This is a genomic window from Herbiconiux moechotypicola, from assembly GCF_024979255.1.
In the GTDB taxonomy this organism is placed as follows: Bacteria; Actinomycetota; Actinomycetes; order Actinomycetales; family Microbacteriaceae; genus Herbiconiux; species Herbiconiux moechotypicola.
Genome location: NZ_JANLCN010000001.1, coordinates 75,608 through 100,751, shown reverse-complemented (window position 1 = coordinate 100,751; position 25,144 = coordinate 75,608). Strand labels below are relative to the sequence as shown.

The 25,144-nt window shown below is 70.3% G+C and carries 20 protein-coding genes; 12 read left to right on the top strand and 8 right to left on the bottom strand.

All coding sequences use genetic code 11. The features are described 5' to 3' along the window. The first annotated feature begins 91 nt into the window (after positions 1-91). Genes N1031_RS00480 through N1031_RS00455 form a run of 6 tightly spaced genes read left to right on the top strand, consistent with a single transcriptional unit; the run spans position 92 to position 8,087 of the window. Positions 92-1,387, top strand: a complete 1,296-nt coding sequence (locus N1031_RS00480) for an ABC transporter substrate-binding protein (RefSeq protein WP_259477620.1) — start codon at positions 92-94, stop codon at positions 1,385-1,387. Between the two features lie 14 nt (positions 1,388-1,401). Next, entirely contained in the window at positions 1,402-2,394 is a 993-nt protein-coding gene (locus tag N1031_RS00475; protein WP_259477619.1) for a carbohydrate ABC transporter permease, read from the top strand. After that, positions 2,391-3,221, top strand: coding sequence for a carbohydrate ABC transporter permease (locus tag N1031_RS00470; protein ID WP_259477618.1), 831 nt, complete (start codon positions 2,391-2,393; stop codon positions 3,219-3,221). The genes N1031_RS00475 and N1031_RS00470 overlap by 4 nt, the downstream gene beginning before the upstream one ends. Positions 3,222-3,279: 58 nt before the next feature. Then, positions 3,280-5,601 (top strand): alpha-xylosidase, encoded by a 2,322-nt coding sequence (gene yicI, locus N1031_RS00465; protein ID WP_259477617.1) that lies wholly within the window; start codon positions 3,280-3,282, stop codon positions 5,599-5,601. Next, entirely contained in the window at positions 5,598-7,058 is a 1,461-nt protein-coding gene (locus N1031_RS00460; RefSeq protein ID WP_259477616.1) for a GH1 family beta-glucosidase, read from the top strand. Before yicI ends, N1031_RS00460 begins: the two co-directional genes overlap by 4 nt. Before the next feature lie 30 nt (positions 7,059-7,088). Beyond that, the gene (locus tag N1031_RS00455; RefSeq protein WP_259477615.1) at positions 7,089-8,087 is read left to right on the top strand and encodes an acetylxylan esterase; all 999 of its coding nucleotides are present in this window, start codon (positions 7,089-7,091) and stop codon (positions 8,085-8,087) included. Here the strand turns inward: N1031_RS00455 and N1031_RS00450 are convergent. Genes N1031_RS00450 through N1031_RS00440 form a run of 3 tightly spaced genes read right to left on the bottom strand, consistent with a single transcriptional unit; the run spans position 8,051 to position 11,783 of the window. After that, positions 8,051-9,382 carry an MFS transporter gene (locus N1031_RS00450; protein WP_259477614.1) on the bottom strand — a complete coding sequence of 444 codons (1,332 nt, stop codon included), beginning with the start codon at positions 9,380-9,382 and terminating at the stop codon, positions 8,051-8,053. The genes N1031_RS00455 and N1031_RS00450 overlap by 37 nt on opposite strands. A 56-nt stretch (positions 9,383-9,438) precedes the next feature. Further along, positions 9,439-10,428 carry an amidohydrolase family protein gene (locus tag N1031_RS00445; RefSeq protein WP_259477613.1) on the bottom strand — a complete coding sequence of 330 codons (990 nt, stop codon included), beginning with the start codon at positions 10,426-10,428 and terminating at the stop codon, positions 9,439-9,441. Beyond that, entirely contained in the window at positions 10,425-11,783 is a 1,359-nt protein-coding gene (locus tag N1031_RS00440) for a homoserine dehydrogenase (protein WP_259477612.1), read from the bottom strand. The genes N1031_RS00445 and N1031_RS00440 overlap by 4 nt, the downstream gene beginning before the upstream one ends. A gap of 184 nt (positions 11,784-11,967) precedes the next feature. On the opposite strand from N1031_RS00440, the gene otnK reads away from it, so the two are divergent. Genes otnK through N1031_RS00420 form a run of 4 tightly spaced genes read left to right on the top strand, consistent with a single transcriptional unit; the run spans position 11,968 to position 16,505 of the window. Then, complete coding sequence (otnK, locus tag N1031_RS00435; protein ID WP_259477611.1) at positions 11,968-13,221, top strand: 3-oxo-tetronate kinase; 1,254 nt, start codon at positions 11,968-11,970, stop codon at positions 13,219-13,221. Further along, on the top strand, positions 13,218-13,961 hold the full coding sequence (locus tag N1031_RS00430) for a class II aldolase/adducin family protein (protein WP_259477610.1): 744 nt from the start codon (positions 13,218-13,220) through the stop codon (positions 13,959-13,961). The genes otnK and N1031_RS00430 overlap by 4 nt, the downstream gene beginning before the upstream one ends. 25 nt (positions 13,962-13,986) lie before the next feature. Then, positions 13,987-14,799 (top strand): DeoR/GlpR family DNA-binding transcription regulator, encoded by an 813-nt coding sequence (locus N1031_RS00425; protein ID WP_259477609.1) that lies wholly within the window; start codon positions 13,987-13,989, stop codon positions 14,797-14,799. 20 nt (positions 14,800-14,819) lie between these two features. Beyond that, a complete protein-coding gene (locus tag N1031_RS00420; protein WP_259477608.1) occupies positions 14,820-16,505 on the top strand; it encodes a sensor histidine kinase in 1,686 nt (561 codons plus the stop codon). 25 nt (positions 16,506-16,530) lie between these two features. Here the strand turns inward: N1031_RS00420 and N1031_RS00415 are convergent, their stop codons facing one another. The 4 genes from N1031_RS00415 to N1031_RS00400 all read right to left on the bottom strand — a co-directional run bounded on the left by N1031_RS00415 (position 16,531) and on the right by N1031_RS00400 (position 20,809). After that, positions 16,531-17,580: a LacI family DNA-binding transcriptional regulator gene (locus tag N1031_RS00415; protein ID WP_259477607.1), complete on the bottom strand. Its 1,050-nt coding sequence runs from the start codon at positions 17,578-17,580 to the stop codon at positions 16,531-16,533. Positions 17,581-17,584: 4 nt separating this feature from the next. Continuing rightward, complete coding sequence (locus N1031_RS00410; protein ID WP_259477606.1) at positions 17,585-18,475, bottom strand: carbohydrate ABC transporter permease; 891 nt, start codon at positions 18,473-18,475, stop codon at positions 17,585-17,587. Further along, positions 18,475-19,404, bottom strand: coding sequence for a carbohydrate ABC transporter permease (locus N1031_RS00405; protein WP_259477605.1), 930 nt, complete (start codon positions 19,402-19,404; stop codon positions 18,475-18,477). The genes N1031_RS00410 and N1031_RS00405 overlap by 1 nt, the downstream gene beginning before the upstream one ends. Before the next feature lie 106 nt (positions 19,405-19,510). After that, positions 19,511-20,809: an extracellular solute-binding protein gene (locus N1031_RS00400; protein WP_259477604.1), complete on the bottom strand. Its 1,299-nt coding sequence runs from the start codon at positions 20,807-20,809 to the stop codon at positions 19,511-19,513. 175 nt (positions 20,810-20,984) lie between these two features. On the opposite strand from N1031_RS00400, the gene N1031_RS00395 reads away from it, so the two are divergent. Continuing rightward, the gene (locus N1031_RS00395) at positions 20,985-23,021 is read left to right on the top strand and encodes a beta-galactosidase (RefSeq protein ID WP_259477603.1); all 2,037 of its coding nucleotides are present in this window, start codon (positions 20,985-20,987) and stop codon (positions 23,019-23,021) included. After that, complete coding sequence (locus N1031_RS00390; protein ID WP_259477602.1) at positions 23,018-23,959, top strand: aldo/keto reductase; 942 nt, start codon at positions 23,018-23,020, stop codon at positions 23,957-23,959. The genes N1031_RS00395 and N1031_RS00390 overlap by 4 nt, the downstream gene beginning before the upstream one ends. Before the next feature lie 115 nt (positions 23,960-24,074). Here the strand turns inward: N1031_RS00390 and N1031_RS00385 are convergent, their stop codons facing one another. After that, on the bottom strand, positions 24,075-25,085 hold the full coding sequence (locus tag N1031_RS00385; protein ID WP_259478043.1) for a LacI family DNA-binding transcriptional regulator: 1,011 nt from the start codon (positions 25,083-25,085) through the stop codon (positions 24,075-24,077). Between the last annotated feature and the right edge of the window lie 59 nt (positions 25,086-25,144).

Below are 25,144 nucleotides of genomic sequence, written 5' to 3'. Positions count from 1 at the left end.
AGCAACTGTCGAAGCGCTTCGACGATCGAGACGCACTCTTCACCACGACACGCATCACGAGCACCCCGCTCACTACAAGGAGGTAGACACAGTGAAACGACGCATCAGACTCATCGCGGGCCTGGCCGCGGTGGCCGCCGGCACCGCTGCCCTCTCCGGCTGCTCGGCCGGATCGGGCGAGGGCGACGCCGACACCCTCACGCTCTGGCACTACGAGGGCGCCGACAGCGCCATGGGCAAGGCCTGGGACGAGGCCATCCGCATCTTCGAGGAGGAGACCGGTGCCACGGTCGAGTTCGAGGAGAAGGGCTTCGAGCAGATCCGCTCCACGGCCAGCCAGGTGCTCAACTCCAACGAGGCCCCCGACATCCTCGAGTACGCCAAGGGCAACGGCACCGCGGGCCTGCTGGCCAGCCAGGGCCTGCTCACCGACATCACCGACGCCGTGGAGGAGTACGGCTGGGACGACAAGCTCGCTCCCGCGCTGCAGACCACGGCGCGCTACAACGACCAGGGCGTGATGGGCGACGGCCCGTGGTACGGCATCCCGAACTACGGCGAGTTCGTCACCGTCTACTACAACAAGGACGCCTTCGCCGAGCAGGGCATCGAGGTGCCCACCACCTACGCCGAGTTCGAGGCGGCGCTGCAGACGTTCACCGACGCGGGCGTGACGCCCCTCGCCGAGTCGGCCCAGGAGTACCCGCTCGGCCAGCTGTGGTACCAGCTGGCGCTGAGCCAGGCCGACCGGTCCTGGGTCGACGACTACCAGCTCTACGCGGGCCCCGTCGACTGGCAGGGCGAGCCGCTCACCTACGCCACCGACACCGTGAAGGACTACGTCGACAAGGGCTACATCTCGCCGGACGCCTCCGGGCTCAAGGCCGAGGACGCCGGTCTGGAGTTCATCAACGGCGAGGCGCCGATCTTCGTGTCGGGCAGCTGGTGGTACGGCCGGTTCATCAGCGACATCAGCGGCTTCGACTGGGGCATCTTCGAGTTCCCGGAGGCCGAGCTGAACCTCGGCTCGGCCGGCAACATGTGGGTGGTGCCGACCAGCGCCAAGAACCCCGAACTGGCCTACAAGTTCATCGACATCACGATGCGCCCGGAGATCCAGGCGATCCTCGGCAACAGTGGAGGTCTTCCGGTCGCAGCCGACATCGCCGACATCACCGACGAGAAGAGCAAGGAGCTCATCGAGCAGTTCAACACGATCAACGAGCGCGACGGTCTGGCCTTCTACCCCGACTGGCCCACCCCCACGTTCTACGACGAACTGAACGGCGAGCTGCAGAACCTCATCAACGGCACCTCCGACAGCACGACCGTGCTGACCAACCTCGGCGAGTACTACGACTCCTACGTCGCCGACTTCCGCGAGTAACGGAAAGTCACCACATGGCCACCACCGTGCCCTTCGTCCGCGCGACGAAGCGCCCGGCCAAGGCCGCTCCGACTCCGGATGAGCCACTCATCCCGAGTCGGGGCGGCCGCGGCCGCGGCGCCTACTGGCTCTACCTGCTCCCCGGCTTCGTGCTGCTGACGGTGATCGTGCTCATCCCGCTGGGATGGAACGTCTACCTCAGTTTCACCGAGTGGCGCGGCATCAAACCGCCCGAGTTCATCGGCCTGGAGAACTGGATCGAGCTCTTCGGCGACTCCGCCTTCTGGGCGTCGTTCCGCAACTCGATCGCGATGATCGTCGCGATGGTGATCGTGCCGACGCTGCTCGGGCTGCTGCTCGCCGCCCTGCTGTTCGACCTCATCGGGCGCAAGTTCGGCGGGCGCCTGGCCAGTTTCCTGAGGGCCACCTATTACCTGCCGCAGATCCTCCCGGTCGCGGTGGCCGGCATCGTGATCGGGTGGATCCTCCGCCCGGGCGACGACGGCGCGCTCAACCAGATGCTCGAGTCCGTGGGCCTGGGCGCCCTCGCCCACAACTGGCTCGGCAGTCCCGACACCGCCCTGGCCAGCATCATGGTGGTGATGGTCTGGGTGCAGATCGGCTACCCCATCGTCATCTTCATGGCCGCGCTGCAACGGGTCGACCCGGAGCTGTACGAGGCGGCCGAGCTCGACGGCGCCAACTGGCTGCAGCGCTTCCGGTCGATCACCATCAGCATCATCCGGCCCGAGGTCTACGTGGTGGCGCTGACCTGCACCATCGCCGCGCTGAAGGTGTTCGGGCCCATCTACGTGCTCACCGGCGGCGGCCCCGGCACCTCGACCCTGGTGCCCGCCTACTACGCGTACAGCGAGTTCTTCCAGTCGCAACAGGTGGGCTACGGAGCCACCATCGCCACCGCCCTGACCGTCATCATCGCGATCGTCGCGATCGCGTTCATCCGCGCCCAGCTGCGCGGCGAAGAGAAGGAGAGGGCCGGCCTGTGACCCGCCGCCGCACCGTCACCGACTGGGTGCTCCTCGTCGCCGCGATCGTCGTGGCCGTCGTCATCGCCTTCCCGTTCATCCTCATCCTGCTGAACTCCTTCAAGTCGCCGCAGGACTATGCCACCGGCGGCCCGCTGCAGCTGCCCACCCAGATCTACCTCGACGGCATCGTGAGGTTCTGGGAGCGGGTCGACTTTCCGCAGAAGCTCTGGAACTCGGTGTTCATCTCGGGCGTCGTGGCGATCCTCGCCGTGCTCATCTCGGTGCTCAACGCCTTCGCCATCGGCATCGGCCGGGTGAAGGCGCGCACCTCGATCATCGTGCTCTTCCTGCTGGCGAACCTGCTGCCGCAGGAGGCGCTGCTGTATCCGCTGTACTACATGTTCAAGCAGGTGGGGCTCTACGACAACGTCTGGAGCGTCATCATCGTCTTCACCGTCATCCAGAGCGCGTTCGGCACCTATCTGCTCTCGAGCGTGTTCGGCACCTTCCCGAAGGAGGTGCTCGAGGCCGCCGCCCTCGACGGGGCGGGGCGCTGGCGCACGCTGTGGCGGGTGATCGTGCCGATCTCGCGGCCCACGCTCGCCGTGCTGCTCATCTTCTTCTTCATCTGGACCTGGAACGAGTTCCTCATCCCGCTCACCTTCCTCGTCTCCAACGCCAACCAGACCGTTCCGGTGGCGATCAGCGTGCTGCAGGGCGACCGCCTGATGGATGTGACCACCACGAGCGCCTCCGCGCTGCTCGGGCTCATCCCGACCCTGGTGTTCTTCCTCATCTTCCAGCGCACACTCACCCGAGGCATCACCGCGGGAGCCGTGAAGTGATGCACCGGCACCCGCACTCGCCCCAGCGCCCGACCCCACGCACCACGAAGGATCTCGCATGAAGTTCACCGACGGGTTCTGGCACGTCCGCCCCGGAGTCGACGCCGTCTACGCGCAGGAGGCGTACGACATCGACGACCGCGGCGACGCGCTCGTCGTCTCCGCACCCACGAAGCCGATCGTGCTGAGGGGCGACACCCTCAACCGCCCGCTGCTCACCGTGACGCTCTCCTCCCCGCTGGAGGGTGTGGTGCGGGTGCGCATCGAGCACCACCGCGGCGCGGTGCCGTCGCCGGGGTTCGACCTGGTGGGCGCCCGGCCCGGCCACGGCCGTGCTTCGGTCGACGAGCACGGCGGCACGCTCACCTCGGGCTCGCTCTCCGCCCGCGTCTCCGCGGGTGCGCCTTGGTCGCTGGAGTTCGTCTCAGCCGGCCGGCCGCTCACCGCCTCGGGCCACAAGTCGGTCGGCTACCTCACCCTCGCCGCCGATGCGCCGATCACCGCCGAACCCACGGGCATCGCCGGGGTCACGACCACCGGCCTGGCCCCGGCACGCCACTACCTCCACGAGCAGCTCGAGCTCGGGGTGGGCGAGACGATCTACGGCCTCGGCGAGCGCTTCGGGCCGCTCGTGAAGAACGGCCAGTCGATCGACTCCTGGAACGCCGACGGCGGCACCTCGAGCGAGCAGGCCTACAAGAACGTGCCGTTCTACCTCTCCAGCCGCGGCTACGGGATCCTCGTCAATCACCCCGAGCACGTGTCGTTCGAGGTCGGCTCCGAGGCGGTCGAGCGCGTGCAGTTCTCGGTGGCCGGCGAGGCGCTGGAGTACCTCGTCATCGACGGCCCCACCCCGAAAGACGTGCTGGCGCGCTACACCGAGCTCACCGGCCGTGCCGCACGGGTTCCCGCCTGGTCGTACGGCCTGTGGCTGTCGACCTCGTTCACCACCGAGTACGACGAGCACACCGTGAACTCGTTCATCGAGGGCATGCGCGAGCGCGAGCTGCCGCTGTCGGTGTTCCACTTCGACTGCTTCTGGATGCGCGAGTTCAACTGGACCGACTTCGACTGGGACGCCCGCACCTTCCCCGACCCCGAGGGCATGCTCGCCCGTCTGCACGACAAGAACCTGCACGTGTCGGCGTGGCTCAACCCCTACATCGCCCAGCGCTCCCCGCTCTTCGACGAGGGCCGCGCATCCGGCTACCTGGTGAAGCGGCCCGACGGTTCGGTGTGGCAGTGGGACATGTGGCAGGCCGGCATGGGGCTGGTCGACTTCACCAACCCGGATGCGCGGAGCTGGTTCCAGGAGAAGGTGCGGGCACTGGTGCGCCAGGGGGTCGACGCCGTCAAGACCGACTTCGGCGAGCGCATCCCGCTCGAAGTGGTGTGGCACGACGGCAGTTCACCCGAGGTGATGCACAACCTCTACACGCAGCTCTACAACGAGGCGGTGTTCGAGGTGCTGGAGCAGGAGCGCGGCGCCGGTGAGGCGGTGCTGTTCGCGCGCTCGGCCACCGCCGGGGGGCAGCGGATGCCCGTGCACTGGGGCGGCGACAACTCCTCGTCGTTCGTGTCGATGGCCGAGACGCTGCGCGGCGGGCTCTCGCTCGCCTTCAGCGGGTTCGGTTACTGGAGTCACGACATCGGCGGCTTCGAGGGCACACCCGACCCCGAAGTGTTCAAGCGCTGGGTGGCGTTCGGGCTGCTCTCGTCGCACTCCCGTCTGCACGGCTCCACCAGCTACCGGGTGCCGTGGGCGTTCGACGAGGAGGCGGTCGAGGTGACGAGGCGCTTCGCCCGCCTGAAGCTCTCACTCATGCCGTACCTCTACCAGGTGGGCCTCGAGGCGCACCGCACGGGCATCCCGTTCATGCGGCCCATGCTGCTGGAGTTCCCGCACGACCCCGCGGTGCGACACCTCGACCGGCAGTACCTGCTGGGGCCGTCGCTGCTCGTGGCACCCGTGTTCAGCGCCTCGGGCGAGGTGGAGTACTACCTGCCGGCCGGCACCTGGACCCAGCTGCTCACGGGTGAGAGCGTCACGCTCGCGGCCGGCGAGTGGCGCCGCGAGACGCACGACGCGTTCAGCCTGCCGGTGTGGGTGCGCGGCGGTGCCGTGCTGGCCACCACGACGCGGCTCGACCGGCCCGATCACGAGTACCTCGACTCGCTCGAGCTCGTGGTGTACCCGGGGGCGGCGGGGGCACCGGATGCGGGTGCTCCGGATGCGGGGCGGGCGCGATCGGTGACGGTCACCTCGCCGGTCGACGGCCGCGAGGTGGAGTTCACTCTGAGGCGGGCCGACGACGGCACCTGGACCGCCGAGACGACGGCCGACGGGGTTGCGGTGAGCGTGCGGGTGGAGGGAGCATGAGCGACGTGACCGGTTCCCCCGACTATCGCGACGTGGGTCTGCGATTCCCCGACGGCTTCCTCATCGGCTCGGCCACGGCGTCCTACCAGATCGAGGGCGCCTACGACGAGGACGGTCGCGGAGCCTCCATCTGGGACACTTTCAGCCACACCCCGGGCAAGGTCTGGAACGGCGACACGGGAGACGTGGCCGACGACCATTACCACCGCTGGGAGGCCGACCTCGACCTCATGCAGCGGCTGGGGCTCGAGTCGTACCGGTTCTCGATCGCGTGGCCGCGCATCCAGCCCACCGGTCGCGGCCCCGCTCTCGAGGCGGGGCTGGCGTTCTACTCGCGGCTCGTCGACGGGCTGCTGGCGCGGGGCATCACCCCCATCGCCACCCTCTACCACTGGGACCTGCCACAGGCCCTCGAGGACGAGGGCGGGTGGACCGTCCGGTCGACCGCGCTCGCCTTCGCCGACTACGCGCGCCTCGTGGGCGAGGCGCTCGGCGACCGAGTGGCCGTGTGGACGACGCTGAACGAACCGTGGTGCTCGGCCTATCTCGGCTACGGGTCGGGGGCGCACGCGCCCGGGCGCACCTCCCCCGAGGCCGCTCTGCGCGCCGTGCACCACCTGAACCTCGCGCACGGGCTCGCCATCGAGGCGCTGCGCGAGGTGGTGACCAACGACCCGCAGTACTCGGTCACGCTCAACCTGCACGTGCTGCGGGCGGAGGAGGGCTCGGGCGAGTCGGGCGCCGACGCGGTGCGGCAGATCGACGCGATCGCGAACCGCGCCTTCACGGGGCCCTTGCTGCACGGCGCCTATCCCGCCGACCTGTTCGCCGACACCGCGTCGATCACCGACTGGGGCTTCGTGCAGGAGGGCGACCTCGCGCGCATCCGTCAGCCGCTGCACGTTCTGGGGGTCAACTACTACTCCACCACGCTCGTGCGCCGTTGGGACGGCAGCTCTCCCCGCTCGATGAACGACGGACACAAGGACGTCGGCGGATCGCCCTGGCCAGGAGCCGACGATGTGGAGTTCCTGCCGCAGGCCGGGCCGTACACCGAGATGGGCTGGAACATCGACCCGTCGGGACTCGAGGAGCTGCTGATGGCGTTGCACGAGGAGTTCCCCGCGCAACCGCTCATGATCACCGAGAACGGAGCCGCCTTCGCCGACGAGGTCGTGCTCGATGACGGCACGCCACGGGTGCACGACCCCCTCCGAGTCGACTACCTCCGTCGCCACTTCACCGCGGCGCATCGGGCGCTCGAGCGGGGCGTCGACCTGCGCGGCTATCAGGTGTGGAGCCTCCTCGACAACTTCGAGTGGGGCTACGGGTATTCGAAGCGGTTCGGCATCGTGCGGGTCGACTACGACACGCAGGAGCGCATCCCTAAAGACAGCTCGCTGTGGCTGGCCCGGCTCATCACCACACGGAGCATCCCCTCGACCGAGGGGCTGTGACCGCCCTCGCGGGTGTGGCAGTCTGACTCCGTGCCCCGATTCGATCTCCCCCTGGAGGAGCTGCGCGAATACCGCCCGGCCCTCACCGCACCGGCCGACTTCGACGGATTCTGGGCGACCACGCTCGACGAGGCGGCCGCGCGGGCCACGCCCACCGTGCTCACCCGCGCCGACGGGCCGCTCGCCGGTTTCGAGGTGAGCGACGTCACGTTCTCGGGCTTCGCGGGGCAACCCGTGAAGGCCTGGTTCATCACGCCGGCATCGCCCTCGCGCGACGAGGTGCAGCGGCCCTGCGTGGTGCAGTTCATCGGGTACGGCGGCGGGCGCGGCCTGCCGGTGGAGAACATCGCGTGGGCGGCGGCCGGCCACGCGCTGCTGGTGATGGACACCCGCGGTCAGGGCAGCGTGTGGGGCACCGGCGGCGACACGCCCGACGATGCGCCGAGTGGGCCGGCGGCGCCGGGATTCGTCACGCGCGGCATCGACGACCCCTCGACCTACTACTACCGTCGCGTGTTCACCGACGCGGTGCGGGCCGTGGCGGTGGCCCGTGAGCTGCCGGGTGTCGATGCCGCCCGCGTGGCCGTGCAGGGCGGCAGCCAGGGCGGCGGAATCGCCCTCGCCGTGGCCGGGCTCTCGGGCGCGGGCCTCGCCGCGCATCCGCTCACCGCCGTGATGGCCGACGTGCCGTTCCTCAGTCACTTCGAGCGCGCCGTGGGCATGACCTCCACCGACCCGTACAACGAGGTGGTGCGCTACCTCTCGGTGCACCGCACCCGCACCGAGCGGGTGTTCGAGACCCTCGCCTACTTCGACGGCATGAACTTCGCCGCCCGGGCCACGGCGCCCGCCTACTTCAGCGTGGCGCTGCTCGACCCGATCTGCCCGCCGTCGACCGTGTTCGCCTCGTACAACCACTACAGCGGCCCGAAGCAGATCGAGGTGTACCCGTTCGACGAGCACGTCGGCGGCGGGCCGCTGCAGTGGTGGCGTCAGGCGGAGTGGTTCGCGGGGCTGCTCGCCGGCTGATCTGTCACGTCGCTCTCGCGCGGCACGCGGCCGCTGCGCTTGATGGTGAGCACCAGCACGGCACCCACCAGCATGATCGCCCCCGTGATGTAGAGCGCCACGGTGGCCGAGCCCAGGGAGTCCTTCACCGCGCCGATGAGGTAGGGGGCCGCGAACCCGGCGAGGTTGCCCGTCGAGTTGATGAGCGCGATCCCGCCGGCGAGGGCGGTGCCCGCGAGCATCGAGGTCTGGAAGCTCCAGAATATGGCCGGGATGGAGAGGGCGCCCGCGTTGGCGAGGCTGAGGCCCACCACGCCGAGGATCGGGTTCTCGGTGCCCGCGATGATGCAGAGCGCGAAGCCGATGGCCGAGAGCACGAAGGCGGCCGCGATGAACTTCTTGCGCTCGCCCGCGCGGTCGGAGAGGAACCCGAAGGTGACCATGGACACGATGGCGGCGAGCGAGGGGATGGCCGAGATGAAGCCGATGGCCACCGGTCCCGCGAAGCCGAGCTCACCCACCAGGTTGGGCAGCCAGAAGCTGATGCCGTAGAGCGCGAAGTTGTACGAGAAGTAGACCGCGGTGAGCATCCAGATGAGCTTGCTCCTGAACACGTCACGGAGCGGGGTGTGGCCGCCGGCCGGAGCCTCGGCCGCGAGCAGGGCACCGAGGCGCTCCTTCTCGGTGGTGTTCAGCCACTTCACGGTGCGGAAGTCCTCCTGCAGGAAGAACAGGATGACGACACCGAGCAGCACGGTCGGGATGGCCTCGATGAAGAACAGCCACTGCCAGCCGGCGTGGCCGCCCACGCCGTCCATGCCGGCGAGGATGATGCCCGAGACAGGACCGCCGATGAGGCCGGAGGAGGCCAGCGCGATGTAGAAGATGCCCCAGGCGCGGCCACGGCGGCTCGGCGGGAACCACGACGCCATGTAGAAGAGGATGCCGGGAATGAAGCCCGCCTCCGCGACGCCGAGCAGGAAGCGCAGTCCGTAGAACATCCACTCGCTGTTCACGAAGAACATCAGGCCCGAGATGATGCCCCAGGTGATCATGATGCGCGCGATCCACTTGCGCGCACCCACCTTGGCGAGGATGAGGTTCGAGGGGATCTCGAAGATGAAGTACCCCACGAAGAACAGGCCGGCGCCGAGGCCGTAGACGGCGTAGGAGAAGCCGAGGTCGGCGCTCATGGTCTCCTGGGCGTAGCCCACGTTCACACGGTCGAGGTAGGAGAGGAAGAACCCGAGCATGGCGAGCGGAAGGACGCGGAGCATCACCTTCCGGAACAGCTTGTCGTCGTTGACGGTGGTCATGGGGTCAGCTTTCTGTGTCGGGGAGGGGTTTCGGGAGGAGGGAGTGATGCGGGGAGTTACGGGAGCTCGACCCGGTACACGCGTGACGCGGTGCCGTGGAACAGGTCGTCGAGCTGGTCGGGGGTGGCGCCCTGGGCTCCGGCGAGGATCACGTCCATGACCTCGTCGAAGCTCGGGGCGGTGAGGGTGGCCACCGGGAGGTTCGAGGCGAACATCGCCCGGGAGTGCCCGAAGATCTCGAGGGTCTCGCGCACGATCTCGATGTTGGAGTCGCGGTTCCACACATTGCGGTAGAGGCCGAGCTCCGACACCTTGACCGCCGTGTTCGGCAGCGCGGCCAGCCGGTGCATCCCGTCGCGCCAGATCGCGAGCCCGTCGGCGCTGCGATCCAGCGGCAGGCCGCAGTGGTTCACGACGACGCTCGTGCCGGGGATCGTGGCGACCACCTCGGCCGCCTCGGCCAGGTGGTAGTAGGGCACCCGGAGGTCCCACGAGAATCCGTGGTCGGCGAGGGTTCGGAGGCCGGCCAGCCAGCGCTCGTCCTGCAGCGAGCCCGGGGCCCCCGCCACCGCGCCGGCGGCGGCACCCGCGGCATCTGTCGCGATGACGGGCTTCGAACGGATGCCCTTGACCAGCGGATGCGCGGCGTGGCCCGCGAGCACCTGGGCGAGGTCGTCGCGAAGGAAGGTGGCGTGCGCCACCACCGCGGCGGGGAACCGGGGGTCGAGGGCGTGCAGTCCGTCGAGGAACTCGTCTTCGGCCACCTCCTCGGAGCGGCTGCGCTCGGCCTCGCAGTGCACCGTGCCCAGCACGGTCCAGCCGGCGGTGGCCGCGAGGTACTGCTCCGCGAGGAAGGTGCGCCGCATGGCGTTGTAGTCGCCGAGGAAGAAGTCGGGGTTGTACTCGTCTTGGATCCAGGGCCAGTGACCCTCGCCCTCGAGATCCCAGAAGTGGTGGTGGGCGTCGAGGATGCGCAGGTCGTAGCCCTCAGGGAGGCGCGCCGCGCGGATGCGCTCGGCGGCGGTCGAGGAGGTGTCGCCGGTCACAGTGCGAACCCCGCCCGAAACGCGGCCAGCGCCTGCGCCGGCACCTCGTCGAGGTCGGCGAGGGCGATCAGTTCCCCCTCGACCACGTCGCGCGTGAGCACGGCGCCGCTCAAGAGGTAGTAGGCCGAGATCGCGACCTCACCGGGCGCATCCGGGGCCGCGGCGACCGCACGGTCGACGATCACGGGTGCCACACCGGCGATCTCGTGGTGGTGCCCCTCGACCCGGAACCGGGTTCCGGCGGGGAGGTCGCGCGCGGCACGGGCGGCGAGCACGGTGTGCTGCTGCGGGATGCGCGCGGCGACCGGGGCTGTCGGCGCCACACCGTCGAAGGCGTCGAGCACCGTGAGCACGGTCTCCACTCCCATGAAGTGGTAGGGCCAGTAGATGGTGGCGTAGTCGCCCGAGCGTGAGACGACGTGGCCCTTGCCGCGCAGCATCTCCCAGGTCTCGGAGTCGTTCGTGCGCACCACGGCGAAGACGCCGCCCGCGAAGCTGGCCTCGCCGGGCAGCCGCAGCGCCGAGAACACGTCGACCACGCGGTCGCGCTCGCGGATGCCGCCCTCGGCCACGGCGGCGTAGATGTCGGCGAGCTCGTCGGGCCGGGCGACCGGGTAGTGCATGCGCTCCACGTCGGAGAGCGCCCCGGTGTGCAGCGAGACCACCGCCATCTCGCAGGAGTCGGCGGCGGCGGCGCGCTTGAGACCGGCGACCGCGGCCGCGCGCGCGGCGAGGGTCGCGGGAACGTCGTCACCCAGGGTGAGCAGGTCGCCGAGACCCGGAGCGAGGATGGTCTGGTCGAGCTGGGTGACCGTCTCGGCCTCGGGGTCGAAGACCAGGTCGTACTCCCCCGACTTGCCGAGCGCCACCACCTCGAGACCGGTGCGCTCGACCCAGGCGAGCAGGCGCACGAGGTTCGCGGGCTGGTCGCCGTCGCCGGGAAGATAGAACACACCCGCGGCCCGGGCGTCGGCGGCGAGGGAGACCCCGGCGAGCGACTCGACCTCTTTGCTCACCATCACCACGTGCACGCCGTGCGCGAGGGCGGTGGCGGCGTAGTCGTACCCCGCGTCGATGCGGCCGGTCGCCTCGACGAGCACGTCGATGGAGTCCCAGTCGATGTCGGCGGCGCTCGCGACGAGGGTGGGCACGCCCTCTGAACCCTCAGGGCCGAAGCCGAGCTCGTCGAGCATGGTGCGCACCCCCACGGTGTCGGGGTCGATCAGCTGGCTCGCCACCAGACGGGGCACGGCGCGCACCTGGGCCAGGAAGGTGCGGCCGAATCCGCCTCGTGCGCCGGTGAGGGCGACACGGACGTCGGCAGCGGCCGGCATGGGATGCTCGAGGGAAGTCACCGTTGGTCCCGTCTGCGCGGCTCGTTCCGCGCGGTCGATGTGCAGGGCGTCGGTCGGCAGCGAGGTGCTGGCGACGATTGGGCCACCATACACACGATCGAATCAAATTTTCAAACTTTGCAACACGGATTCACATGTGGTGGAATGTCGAGGTCTTGTTCCGTCACCTCGAAGGGGAGTCCTCGTGATCCGTCTCGCTGCGATCGCCGACGACTTCACCGGCGCCACCGACCTCGCGACCTCGCTCCGTGAACGCGGGCTGCGGGTGGCCGTGGTGCTGGGCGCCGAGGCCGTGCCCTCCTCCGCAGAGGCCAAGGGGCTCGACGCGGTGATCGTGGCGCTCAAGTCGCGCACCGCACCCGTGGCCGAGGCCGTGTCGGTCTCCCTCGACTCGGTGCGCGCCCTGCGGGAGCTCGAGCCCGGGCAGTACTTCGTCAAGTACTGCTCGACCTTCGACTCCACCTCGGCCGGCAACATCGGTCCTGTGCTCGACGCCGTGCTCGGCGAGCTGGGCGAGCGCCGCACCGTCGTCGTGCCCGCCTTCCCCGACAACGCGCGCACCGTCTTCCAGGGCCACCTCTTCGTGGGTGGTGAACTGCTGAGCGACTCCCCCATGCGCCACCACCCGCTCACGCCGATGACCGAGTCGCGGGTCTCCGCGCTGCTCACGCCCCAGACCTCGCACCCCGTCACCGAGGTCTCGGTCGACTCGGTCTGGGCGGGCGCCGACGCGCTCCGCGACACCCTCGACGCGCTGCCCGACTCTTACGTGGTGGTCGACGCCACCACGAACGCCGACCTCGAGACCATCCAGGCCGCCACCACGAGCTGGCGCGTGCTCTCGGGCAGTGCGGGGCTGGCGTTCGGGATGCGCGGAGACCACGACCCGGCGAACCAGCGCTTCGACGCCCCTGAGGGTCGCCGGCTGGTGGTGTGCGGCAGCGCCTCTGCGAAGACCCGCGAGCAGATCGCCGCTGCGCTCGCGGCGGGCGCGGCGGGGTTCAAGCTCGACGTCCAACGCCTGCTCGCCGATCCCGGCGCGGTCGTCGCCGAGGTCTCGGCCTGGCTCGCCGGCCTCGATCCCGAGGTCGTGCCCGTGGTGTACTCGGTCGCCACGCTCGACGACATCCGCGACGCCTCGCATGACGCCGCCCCCGCGGTGGAGGGGGTGCTCTCGCGTGTCGTCGTCGACGCCGTCGCCCGGCTCGGCGTGCGCCGCGTCATCGTCGCCGGGGGCGAGACCTCGGGGGCCGTCACGACCGCGCTCGGCTGCACGCGCCTCCTCATCGGGCCGCAGATCGCACCCGGGGTGTGCTGGTCGCTCTCCACGACCGGCGCCGCGTCCGGATCGCCGGGCACGCCGGTCGCGCTCGCGTTGAAGTCGGGCAACTTCGGCTCCACCGACATGTTCAGCACCGCCTGGGAGGCCCTCTCGTGACCGACGTCGACGTCACCGCATCCGTCAGCACCGCGACCGCCGGCGCCGCATCCGCGCCTCCCGCCCCCGGCTTCGCCGACCCGGTCGACGTGGTGATCGGCATGGGCGCGCGCGTGGCCGCCGCCGGCATCAGCCCGGGCTCGAGCGGCAACGTGAGCCTTCTCCAGGGCGGGCACGTCTACGCCACCGGCACCGGCACCGATCTGGGCCGGCTCACGCGTGCCGACATCGCGGTGCTCAGCGCCGACGGCACGCACCTCGACGGGCCGCGCGCCTCGAAGGAGACCTCGCTCCACCTCGCGTTCTACCGCAAGAACCCCGGGCACACGGCCGTCGTGCACGTGCACTCGCCGCACGCGGTCGCCCTGTCGTGCCTCGAGCCCTGGAGCGCGCTGAGCGCGGTGCCGCCGCTCACGCCCTACTTCGTCATGCGCGTGGGCCAGACCCCGCTCATCCCGTTCCGGGTGCCGGGCAGCCCCGAGCTCGGTGAGCTCGTGCTCGAACTCGACGAGCCGTTCCACGCCGCCCTGCTGGCCAATCACGGCCAGATCGCGAGCGCCGTCGACGCCGATCGCGCCGTCGAGGCGGCGATCGAGCTCGAGGAGGCGTGCCGGATCGCGCTGCTCACCGACGGCCGCGCCCGGCGCACGCTCCCCCACGCCGAGATCGCCGCGCTCAGCGAGAAATGGGGCACGCCGTGGACCGCCGGCTCCGCCGAGGACGCCCTCACCACCCCCTAGGCTGGATGGATCGAGGAGGAGTGCCGTGTCCGACGCAGACGAGACGCCGCTGATCCCCGAGCAGCGCCGCGAGCTCATCGTGAAGCACCTGCGGCGTGAATCGGTGATGAGCTACCACCAGCTCACCGCCCTGCTGGGGGTCAGTCAGATGACCATCCGGCGCGACATCGCCGCGCTCGAGGCGGCGGGCCGGGTGCTCGCCACACCGGGGGGCGCGAAGATCTCCTCGCGCCTGTCGGTGGAGCCCAGCCGGCTGGAGAAGGCCACCCTCGACCTGATCGAGAAGGACGCCATGGCCCGCGAGGCCTCGCGCCTGGTGCGAGACGGGATGACGGTCTTCCTCGACGCCGGCACCACCATCCAGGCCATGCGCCCCTACCTCGACTCGATCGCCGATCTCACGGTGGTGTCCAACGACCTCGCCGTCATCGGGTCCTTCCTCGACCACCCCACGGTCGACCTCATCGCCCTGGGCGGCCGGGTCGAGAAGGGCAACCAGTCCACGGTCGGCCGGCTGGCCGCGATGACCCTGCGGGAGCTCTCCGTCGACGTGGCGTTCCTCTCGTCGAGCTCGTGGGACCTGCAGCGCGGGGTGACCACTCCCGCCGAGTCGAAGGTCGACCTCAAGAAGGCGGCGCTGGCCATGTCGTCGGAGGCGGTGCTGGTGGCCGGTTCGTCGAAGTACGGCAGCTTCGGCCGCTACCGCATCTTCGGCATCGACGAGGTCGACCTGGTCATCTCGGATGCCGGACTCGGCGAGGCCGCCGCGGCGAGCATCCGTGATCTCGGCACCTCGGTGGTGCTCGCCGAGCCCGCGGAGGATCGCGCGGCGGGCTGATCGCGCGGTACGCTTCAGCGATGGGGGATGCCGGGGCTCCGCAGCCGCCGGCGGCTCGGCCGTCGATCGCATCGCAGGCGCGCCGTCAGCCGTTCGCGCAGGTGATGCTGCTGTTCGCGGTGACGGTCACGGTCGTCGCGGTGGCGATCATCGACCCCGCCCACTTCACCGCGGAGTTCCTCGCCGGGGTGGCGACGGTCGTGGTGCTCACCGCGGTGCAGGTGGCTATCTCGCTCTCGCGGCGGTTCGATGCCGGGAGCACACCGGGCGCGTGGCTCGCGATCGTGCCCCTGCTCGACATCGTGGCGTGCACGTTCATCCGCGCCGACGTGATCGACATCCTGCCCGCCGTGGGCCTGCTCGTCGTGTTCCCCCTGGGCTGGCTGGCGTTCGCCTTCCCCGCTCCCCTCGCGGTGGCCGGAGTGCTCGCCACCTGCTTCGTCACGAGCTACCCGCTGCTGCGCACGGGTTTCGACGTGCAGTCTCCCGCAGCCTGGGCGCAAGTGCTCGCCCTCCCCGTGATGATCTCGTTCTTCGCGGTCACCACCTCCTCCATCGGCCGCGACCTCACCCGGCGGCAGCGCGACGCCGAGCGCGAGGCGGAGCGCGCCCGCGCCGCCCAGCGGCAGTCCGAGGGAGCCGAACTCACCATCCGAGCGCTGGCCGAGACCACCTCCGACGCCCTCGCGGTGTTCGGGCTCGACGGCCGGGCCATCGTGGCCAACGACGCGGCGCTGGCCATCGGGATGCGCGTGGGCCGGCCAGAACTCACCCTCGACGGGCCACCCGCCGAGGTGTACGAGCTCTCCGGCGGCGAGCGCATCGAGGTGGACCTCGACATCGTGCGACGCATCGTGGCGGGCGAGCTGAGGGGCAAGAACCGTCTGCTGGTGGGCCCGCCCGGCGACCAGCTCGTGCTCTCGATCACGGCGCGGGCGGTGTCGGGCCCCGACGGGGAGGTCACCGGCGTGGTGCTCGTGGGGCACGACATCACCGAGCTGGTGCAGGCGGTGGAGGTGCGCGACCGGTTCCTCGACGACGTGGGCCACGAGCTGAAGACCCCGCTCACCACCATCCTCGGTCACGCCGAACTGCTCGCGCTCTCGCCCGACGAGCAGGTGGCCGCCCAGGGCGAGACCATCTCACGGGCCGCCGAGCGTCAGCTCGCCATCGTGAACCAGCTCATCACCGCCGGGCGGGCCGTGCTCGCCGAGGTCGAACCGCGCACCGCCGTCTCCCCCGTGGTCGAGCAGGGCGTGCACCAGGCGCGTTCGGCCGCCGAGGCGAAGGGCGTCTCGTTCGCGCTGGTCGACGACCTGGCGTCGGCCGCCGGCGCGGGAACCCCGGTGAGGTTCCCCGCGCGAGACCTCGAGACCGTCGTCGACGCCCTCGCGTCGAACGCGGTGCTGTTCACCCCGAGCGGGGGCACCGTCGTGGTGGGCGTGCGGCGCGACACCGACTCCGACGCCGTGCTCGTCGAGATCTCCGACTCGGGCGTCGGCATGAGCGACGTCGAGCTCAGGCAGGCGTTCGAACGCTTCTACCGCACCGCGTCGACCAGGCGGAACGCCGTTCCCGGCCTGGGGCTCGGCCTCTCCATCGCCCGTACCCTCGCCGAGGCGCACGGCGCGCACCTCGACCTCACCTCCCGCCCGGGCAAGGGAACGGTGGCCACGCTCGCCCTCCCCCTCGCCGACATCGCCTGAGGGGCCGCCATCGGGCGGTCTTGCCTCAGGCGGTCTCGCGCAGCACGAGCGAGGTGGGCAGCGTGACGGATGCGGGCTGCTCGCCCCCGATGGTCTCGAGCAGCACACGCACCATCTCGGCGGCGATTCGCGGGAAGGGCTGCCGCACGGTCGTGAGCGCCGGGGTCGAGCGGGCGGCGAAGTCGTTGTCGTCGAAGCCCGCCACCGCCACGTCGTCGGGCACCCGCCGCCCGGCCGACCGCAGGGCGTCGAGGGCACCCACCGCCATCGCGTCGTTCGCGGCGAAGACCGCGTCGAGGTCGGGCCGACGCGCGAGCAGGGCGCGCATCGCCGCCGCTCCTCCGCCGACCGTGTAGTCGGAGACCTCCACGAGAGCGTCATCGGCGTCGACAAGGCCGCCCTGCTCCGAGATCACCTGCCGATACCCCTCGAGCCGGGCGATGCCCCCAGGGGTGTCGGCGGGCCCGGCGATCGTCGCGATGCGCCGATGCCCCCGCGACACCAGGTACCGCACCATCTCCACCGCGCCGTGCCTGTCGTCGGCCGACACACTGCCGATCGCGCCGTCGAAGCCGCCCACGGGCATCCCGCAGGCCACCAGCGGCACGCCCGCCTCCACCAGTCGCCGCATGAGCGGGGTGCCGCCCGCCGAGGTGAAGGCCAGCAGCACACCGTCGACGTGCCCGGCCGCGATGTAGGCCATCGCCCGCGACTGCTCGGGCAGGTCGCCCGCCATGATGAGCACGCTCGACACGTCGCGCGCGGCGAGCGCTTCGGTGGTGCCGCGCACCAGGCGGGCGAAGTTCGGGTCTTCGAACAGCACCTGCTGCGTCTCGGTGAGCAGGAAGGCGACAGAGTTCGCGCGGCTGAGCGCGAGGTTGCGCGCGTGCGGATTCACCCGGTAGCCGGTCGTGGCGATCGCCGCCTCCACCGCGCTGCGCGCATCCGGACTCACCCAGTTCTTGCCGTTGAGAACCCGCGACACGGTGCCGCTCGACACCCCGGCCATCGCCGCGACGTCACGGATCGTGGGGCGGGCGGCACGGGGCCGGCCGCCGCCGCGCGGGCTCGTCACCGGTTCACGCCTTCACGGCTCCGGCCCCGAGGTCGACCTTCCAGAACCGCTGCAGCACGAGGAAGAGGGCGACGAGCGGGATGATCGACAGCAGCGCCCCGGTGACCACCAGCGAGTAGAGCGCGGGCACGCTCGATCCCTGGTTGAGCAGACCGTTCAGGCCCACCGTGATGGGGTACAGCGCGTCGTTGCCGAGCATGATGTAGGGCAGCATGAAGTTGTTCCAGATGCCCACGAACTGGAACAGGAAGATGGTCACGAGCGCGGGCGACATCATGGGGATCGCGATCCGCCAGAAGATCCTGAAGTCGCCGGCGCCATCGGTGCGGGCGGCCTCGATCACGTCGGTGGGCACCGAGGCCGAGGTGTAGATGCGCGCCAGGTAGATGCCGTACGGGCTCACGATCTGCGGCAGCAGCACCGCCCAGTAGGTATTGGTGAGCCCGATCTGCGCGAGCATGAAGTATTGCGGAATGGCCAGGATGACCCCCGGCACGAGCACCCCGGCGAGCAGCACGGTGAACACGGCGCTCTTGCCCTTGAACTCGTACTTCGCCAGCGCGAAGCCCGCCAGCGACGACACCACGGTGGAGAGCAGGGCGCCCACACCGGCGTAGAGGGCCGTGTTGAGCATCCACCGCCAGTAGAGCCCGCCGCGGTACTGGGTGAGCTCGACGATGTTCTCCCACAGGTGCGTGCTCGGCACGAAGGTGTTGGTCGAGAACAGCTCGCCGCCGCTCTTGGTGCTCGCCACGAGCACCCAGGCGATGGGCAGCAGGCAGTAGAGGGCGCCGATGAGCAGCACGGCCGTCGAGGTGATGCTGGTGCGCTGCCCTCGGGGCAGGGCGAGGGCGCGGGATGCGCGGGGTCGGGCGCTGACGAGCGTGGCCGCCATCAGTTCTCACCTCCGAAGGCGCGCCGCTGCACGACGCGTAGGAACAGGAAGGACAGGGCGAAGGTGGCGACGGCGATGATGATGCTCGTCGCCGAGGCCGCGTAGACGTCGTTGCGGGTGAAGGCGTCGCGGTAGACGGTCATGAGCGGGGTGAAGGTCGACGAGATGGAGTTGCTGAGCGGCTTCAGCGTGACCGGCTCGGCGAACACCTGCAGGGTGGCGATGATCGAGAAGATCGCGGTCATGATGAGCGACGGCATGATGATGGGGATCTTGATGCGCAGGGCGATCTGCACCTCGGTGGCCCCGTCGAGCGTCGCCGCCTCGTAGATGTCGCTGGGGATCGCCTTGAGCGAGGTGTACATCACCACCATGTTGAAGCCGACACCGCCCCAGAGGGCGATGTTGGCGATCGCGATGATGACGGCGTCTCCCGAGAGCAGGTCGGGCAGCATCACACCGAGGGCGTCGGCGATGTCGAAGAACGGGCTCACCGCGGGCAGGTAGAGGAAGCCCCAGAGCAGCGACGAGATGACGGCCGGCACAGCGTAGGGCAGGAAGATGGTGACGCGCGAGAAGCCCTTGGCCCTGGTGCGCTTCGAGTCGAGCAGCAGGGCGAACAGCAGCGCGAGGCCGAGCATGGTGGGCACCAGGATGAGGCCGTAGACGCCCACCCGCACGACGCTGGCGATGAAGTCGGGGTCGGAGAGCGAGGAGACGTAGTTCGCGAAGCCCGCGAACACGGTCTCACGGCCCCCGGAGCCGAGGCCGAGCCCGTTCACCTGCGACTTCTGGAAGCTCAGCACGAGCGTGTAGGCGATCGGCGCGGCGAAGAAGAGCACGAACAGCACGATCGCGGGGATGAGCATCAGCCACGGGGTGGCGAGTCCGCGGCGGGCTCCCGGCCGGCGGGCGGTCACGGTGGTCATGGGGTCTCGGTCTCTCCTGTGAGGGTGGGGGCGTGCGAGGGGATGGGGGCGCGGGAGGGGGCGCGGGATGCGGCGGGGCCGGGCATCGCCCGACCCCGCCTGGGCACTACTTCGTGGTGAACCCGGTGTCTTCGAGGTCGGTCAGCGTGATCTCCTGCATCTGCGTCACCGCGGTGAGGAAGTCGGCCTGCGACTTCGAGGCCGCCGCCTTGCCGAATTCGTCGTTGAACGCGCTGTAGGCGACGTTGACGTTGGGCCCGTAGGTGAAGGGCTGCACGGTGTCGGCGATCTCGGCGGCCAGCTCGTAGAAGTCGGGCTGGTTGCTGAAGAACTCGAACGGCTCGGTGAGCGCCTCGGCCGAGTCGGCGGTGTCGGCGGGGTAGAGCCCGCTCACGCTCACCAGCTGCGCCACGGCCTCGGGAGAGGTGTTCAGCCAGGTGGCGAACTCCACGGCGGCGTCGACGTTCTGCGACTGCGACGAGACCGCGACGGCCGAGCCGCCCCAGTTGCCGGTGGCGGGGTCGGAGGCGTCCCACTGCGGCAGGGGCGCCATGCGCCACAGGCCCGCGGTGTCGGGCGCGTTGCCGGCGAGCACGCCGGGAGCCCACACCGAGGAGACCCAGCCGATCTGGCTGCCGTCGTTGAGGGCGGCGTTCCACTCAGGGGTGTACTGCGGCTTGTTGTCGATCACGCCCGACTCCACCAGGCCGCCCCAGAACGAGGCCACCTCCTGCACCGGCTCGGAGTCGATGTCGACGCCCCAGGCGCCGTCGTCGGACGACCACCACGAGGCCCCGGCCTGCTGGGTGAGCCCGGCGAACTGACCGGGATCGATCGAGGAGAAGGTGCCGAGGTACTTGCTCGGGTCGGCCTCGTGCACGGTCTTGGCCACCTCGGCGTACTCGTCCCAGGTGGTGGGCACGGTGAGACCCATCTGGTCGAAGATGTCCTCGCGGTAGTAGAACATCATCGGCCCGGAGTCCTGCGGCAGGGCGTAGACGCCGTCGGTGCCGAGGGTCACCGACGACCACACGCCCTCGCTGAACTTGCCCTCCGTCTCGGAGTCGACTTTGTCGGCGATGTCGATGATGGCGTCGGAGGCCAGCAGCGTCGGGATCTTCTGGTACTCGGCCTGCATGAGGTCGGGGGCTCCGCTGCCGGCCTGGATGGCGGTGAGGAACTTCGTGACGGCCGGGTCGCCCGCGTCGGTCTTGACGTAGGTGACGTGGATGCCGTCCTGGCTCTCGTTGTAGGCGTCGACGATCTGCTCCATGTTGGGCGCCCAGCCCCAGTAGGTGAGCTCGACCGGGCCGTCTGAGCCGCCCGATGAACCGGAGCATCCGGTGAGTGCGAGCGCCGTGATGGCGATCGCGGCGCCGATTCCGGCGCGGAGTGTGCTGCGCATGGTCCTCCTCGTTGAGTGCGGGGGCCGCTGTGAGTGATGCGGCACGGCGAATGTAACCGGTTTTAGTTCAGAACGCAATTGCGACACAGCAGGTGCCTACTCGACTTGCCAATCCGCCAGTCTTGGCTTCATCATGTGCTGTAACCGCAAACAGTCACATCCCCAGGAGTAGCCCATGACGTCCCTCCCCGCTCGCGTCGACGACGACACGACCCCCGACGCGGAGACCTCGGTGCTCCCCCGGAGCGGGTGGATCCCCGGCACCACGCGCATCGCCTTCGGCGGCGACTACAACCCCGAGCAGTGGCCCCGTGCGGTGTGGCTCGACGACGTGGCGCTCATGCGCGAGATCGGCGTCGACCTGGTCTCCATCGGCATCTTCTCGTGGGCCCTGCTCGAGCCCCGCCCGGGAGAGTTCGACTTCGGCTGGCTCGACGAGGTGATCGGGCTGCTGCACGAGAACGGCATCGGCGTCGATCTCGGCACCCCCACGGCCTCACCGCCCGCGTGGTTCTGGAGCGCGCATCCCGAGGCCCGCCCCGTCACCCGTGACGGCGTGCTGCTCGGCTTCGGGTCGCGCGGCATGGCCAGCCCGAGCTCGCCCGAGTACCACGAGGCCGCGGCGCGCATCACCAGCGCGCTGGGCGAGCGCTACGGCGCGCATCCGGCGGTGAAGCTCTGGCACGTGCACAACGAGTACGGTGCGCCCATCTCCGAGAGCTTCGACGAGTCGTCGGTGCGGGCCTTCCGCGTGTGGCTCGAAGAGCGGTACGGCAGCCTCGAGGCGCTCAACACGGCCTGGGGAACCACGTTCTGGGGCCAGTACTACTACGACTGGGCCCAGATCGACGCACCCCGCACCACCGCCGCCGTGGTGAACCCGGCGCAGAAGCTCGACTGGGCGCGGTTCTCGAACCACGCCATCCTGCAGTGCTTCGTGCGCGAGCGCGACATCCTGCACCGGCTCTCCCCGGGCGTGCCCGTCACCACCAACTTCATGGCCACCAACTGCCTGGCGATGGACTACTGGAGCTGGGCCCGCGAGGTCGACATCGTCTCCAACGACCACTACCTCGTGGCGGAACGGCCCGACAACCACATCCTGCTCGCGCTCGACGCCGACCTCACCCGCTCGCTCGCCGGCGGTGACCCGTGGCTCCTCATGGAGCACTCCACGTCGGCCGTGAACTGGCAGCCGCGGAACCTCCGCAAGCAGCCCGGGGAGCTCGTGCGCAACAGCATGCAGCACTTCGCGCGCGGCGCCGACGGCATCCTGTTCTTCCAGTGGCGGGCCTCGCGGTTCGGTGCCGAGAAGTTCCACTCGGCGATGATCCCGCACGCCGGCACCGACTCGCGGCAGTTCCGCGAGCTGACCGCGCTCGGGGCCGAGCTCGACTCGCTCGCCGATGCTCTCTGCAGCCGGGTCACGGCGCGCGTGGCGATCCTCTGGGACTGGGAGTCGTTCTGGGCGCAGGACGCCGAGATGCGCCCGAGCGTGGAGCTCGACCACCGGCGCCAGGTGGAGACCTACTACTCGCGGCTCTGGCACGACGGGGTGACGGTCGACTTCAGGCACCCGTCGCACGACCTCTCCGGCTACGACCTCGTCATCGCCCCGATGCTCTACGTACTGAGCCTCGACGATGCCGAGGCGCTGCGGGTCTACGTGGAGAACGGCGGCGTGTTCGTCGCCGGCTATTTCTCGGGCATCGTCGACGGCACCGGCAGGGTGCACGAGGGACCGATGCCCGGGGCCCTGCGCTCGCTGCTCGGGGCGTCGGTGCAGGAGTTCGCGCCGCTGCGCGACGGCGAGGTCGTCAGGCTGTCCACCGGAGTCTCGGGCTCGCGCTGGACCGACGACCTCCGGCTCGAGGGTGCGGATGCGGTGGCCGTGTACGAGACCGGCCCGGTGGCCGGCGGGGCCGCGGTCACCCGGCACCGGGTGGGGCTCGGCTCCGCCTGGTACGTCTCCACCGACGTCTCCGTCGATGAGCTGCGCACCGTGCTCGCGGGAGCATATGCCGATGCGGGAATAGTTCCCACCCCGGCCTCGCTCGACGGCGTCGAGGGGGTGGTGCGCCGCGGCGACGACGGCCGCACCTTCACCACCTGGATCAACCACACGGCCCAGGATGCGACGCTGCCGTCGGGCGCGACCGTCGCGGCCGGCGGGGTGCTGGTGGAGCGGTCCTCCGCTCCGGCGACGGCGTGATCGGCGAGCGGCGGCGCTTCGGTCGCACCGGCTTCGCCGTGACCCCGCTCGCGCTCGGCACCTCCTCGTGGGGTGCACCGCGCGACGGGGAGTCGGACCTCGACCGCGACCGCCGGGTGGGCGAGGTGGGCGACGCCTTCTTCGCGGGCCGGCTCGCCACCAACCTCGTCGATACCTCCAACATCTACGGGCCGGCGCCCGAGGGCCCCCTCGCCGAGCTGCTGCTCGGGGCGGCGGCCGCCCGTGCCGGCTCGGGAGCGGCCTCTGGCCTGGTGCTGCAGACCAAGCTCGACCGCGATCTCGCCACCGACGACTTCGGCGCCGACCGCATGTGGCGCTCGCTCGAGGAGTCGCTCACCCGCCTCGGCGTGGAGCGGGTCGACGTGCTCTATCTGCACGACCCCGAGGTGGTGGGGTTCGAGAGCGTGATGACTCCCGGCGGTGCGGTCGAGGCTCTGGTGGAGATGAAGCGGCAGGGCGTGACGGCGTCGATCGGCATCTCGGGAGGCCCGGTCGACATGCTGCAGCGGTTCGTGGAGACCGATCTCTTCGACGCGCTCATCACGCACAACCGCTTCACGCTGCTCGACCGCTCGGCCGACGAGCTGCTCGACGCGGCGGCCGCCCGCGACGTCGGCGTGGCCAACGCCGCGCCCTACGGCGGCGGCGTGCTCACGGGGCGGCCCGAGTTCGCCGGCAGCTACGGCTACCGGCCCATCACCGAGGCGCAGTCCGCCGAGCTGCGCCGGCTGGCCGCCGTCGCCGAGCGCTTCGGTGTGCCGATCAGCGCCCTGGCCCTCGGATTCAGCCTGCGTGAGCCGCGCATCCACACCACCGTCGTCGGCGCCTCCTCGCTCTCGAGCTGGAACCGCGCCACCACCGACGCCCTCGCCGCCGCCACGGCCCCCGCCGCCCTCTGGGACGAACTCCTCCCTTGATCCCCCTCCCCTCGTCCTCGAGTAGGCGCAATCGGTCGCTTCCCGCATCCCGAAGCGACCGAATTCGCCCACTCGGTGAGCGTGAGGCTAAGGCGCGAACGGGGATGCGCGGAAGTCAGGCGCTCTCGCGGAGCACGATCGTGGTGGGCAGCGTGATGCTCGCGGGCGACTCCCCCGCGATGATCTCGGTGAGCAGACGCACCATCTCCGCGCTGATGCGCTCGAACGGCTGGTGCACGGTGCTGAGCGGCGGCGTGGTGGACTGGGCGATGACGTTGTCGTCGAATCCGGCGACCGCCACGTCGTCGGGTACGCGCATCCCGGCCTCCGTGAGCACGTCGATCACACCGGCGGCCATCGCGTCGTTCGCCGCGAACACGGCGTCGAACGGCACTCCTCGCGCGAGAAGCTCGCGCGCGCCGGCCGCGCCACCCGCCCGCGTGTAGTCGCCGTTCACCACGAGCCGCTCGTCGACCGCGTCGCCGAGCACCCTGCGGTAGCCGTCGAGCCGGCTGATACCGCCGTTCATGTCGAGCGGACCCGTGACGGTGGCGATGCGGGTGCGGCCCGAGTCGACGAGGTGCCGCACCATCGCGACGGCCCCGATGCGGTCGTCGGCCGAGACGCTGCCGAGCCGGCCCTCGAAGCCGGCGGGCTGGCCGCACGCGACGATCGGCACGTGAGCCGCAAGCAGCGCCTCGATGAGGTCTTCGCCGCCCGAGGTCGAGAAGCCGAGCAGCACGCCGTCGACGTGACCGGCGGTGATGTACGACAGCGCGCGCTCCCGCTCGGCCTGGTCGCCGGCCATGATGAGCACCGAGTACATGTCCCGAGCGGCGAGCGCTTCGCTGGTGCCCCGAACGAGGCGCGCGAAGTTGGGGTCTTCGAAGAGCACCTGCTGGCTCTCGACGAGCAGGAAGGCGATCGTGTTCGAGCGGCTCATCGCGAGGTTCCTGGCGTGCGGGTTCACCCGGTAGCCGGTCTTCTTGATGGCGGCCTCGACGGCGGTGCGCGCCTCGGGGCTCACCCAGTTGCGACCGTTGAGCACCCGCGACACCGTGCCGCTCGACACGTTCGCGGCGGTCGCCACGTCGCGGATCGTCGGCCGCTTGGGCGCAGCATCCATCACCCGCTCAGCTTAGAGCCACCGAGTGGGCGCGATCGGTCGCTTCGCCGTGGGTGAAG

What these genes read in the sequence shown, in the direction of transcription:
- N1031_RS00385 (WP_259478043.1), bottom strand. Translation starts at nt 25,085, where the DNA reads ATGGATGCTGCGCCCAAGCGGCCGACGATCCGCGACGTGGCGACCGCC.
- N1031_RS00400 (WP_259477604.1), bottom strand. Translation starts at nt 20,809, where the DNA reads ATGCGCAGCACACTCCGCGCCGGAATCGGCGCCGCGATCGCCATCACG.
- N1031_RS00395 (WP_259477603.1), top strand. Translation starts at nt 20,985, where the DNA reads ATGACGTCCCTCCCCGCTCGCGTCGACGACGACACGACCCCCGACGCG.
- N1031_RS00420 (WP_259477608.1), top strand. Translation starts at nt 14,820, where the DNA reads ATGGGGGATGCCGGGGCTCCGCAGCCGCCGGCGGCTCGGCCGTCGATC.
- N1031_RS00450 (WP_259477614.1), bottom strand. Translation starts at nt 9,382, where the DNA reads ATGACCACCGTCAACGACGACAAGCTGTTCCGGAAGGTGATGCTCCGC.
- N1031_RS00410 (WP_259477606.1), bottom strand. Translation starts at nt 18,475, where the DNA reads ATGGCGGCCACGCTCGTCAGCGCCCGACCCCGCGCATCCCGCGCCCTC.
- N1031_RS00475 (WP_259477619.1), top strand. Translation starts at nt 1,402, where the DNA reads ATGGCCACCACCGTGCCCTTCGTCCGCGCGACGAAGCGCCCGGCCAAG.
- N1031_RS00405 (WP_259477605.1), bottom strand. Translation starts at nt 19,404, where the DNA reads ATGACCACCGTGACCGCCCGCCGGCCGGGAGCCCGCCGCGGACTCGCC.
- N1031_RS00460 (WP_259477616.1), top strand. Translation starts at nt 5,598, where the DNA reads ATGAGCGACGTGACCGGTTCCCCCGACTATCGCGACGTGGGTCTGCGA.
- yicI (WP_259477617.1), top strand. Translation starts at nt 3,280, where the DNA reads ATGAAGTTCACCGACGGGTTCTGGCACGTCCGCCCCGGAGTCGACGCC.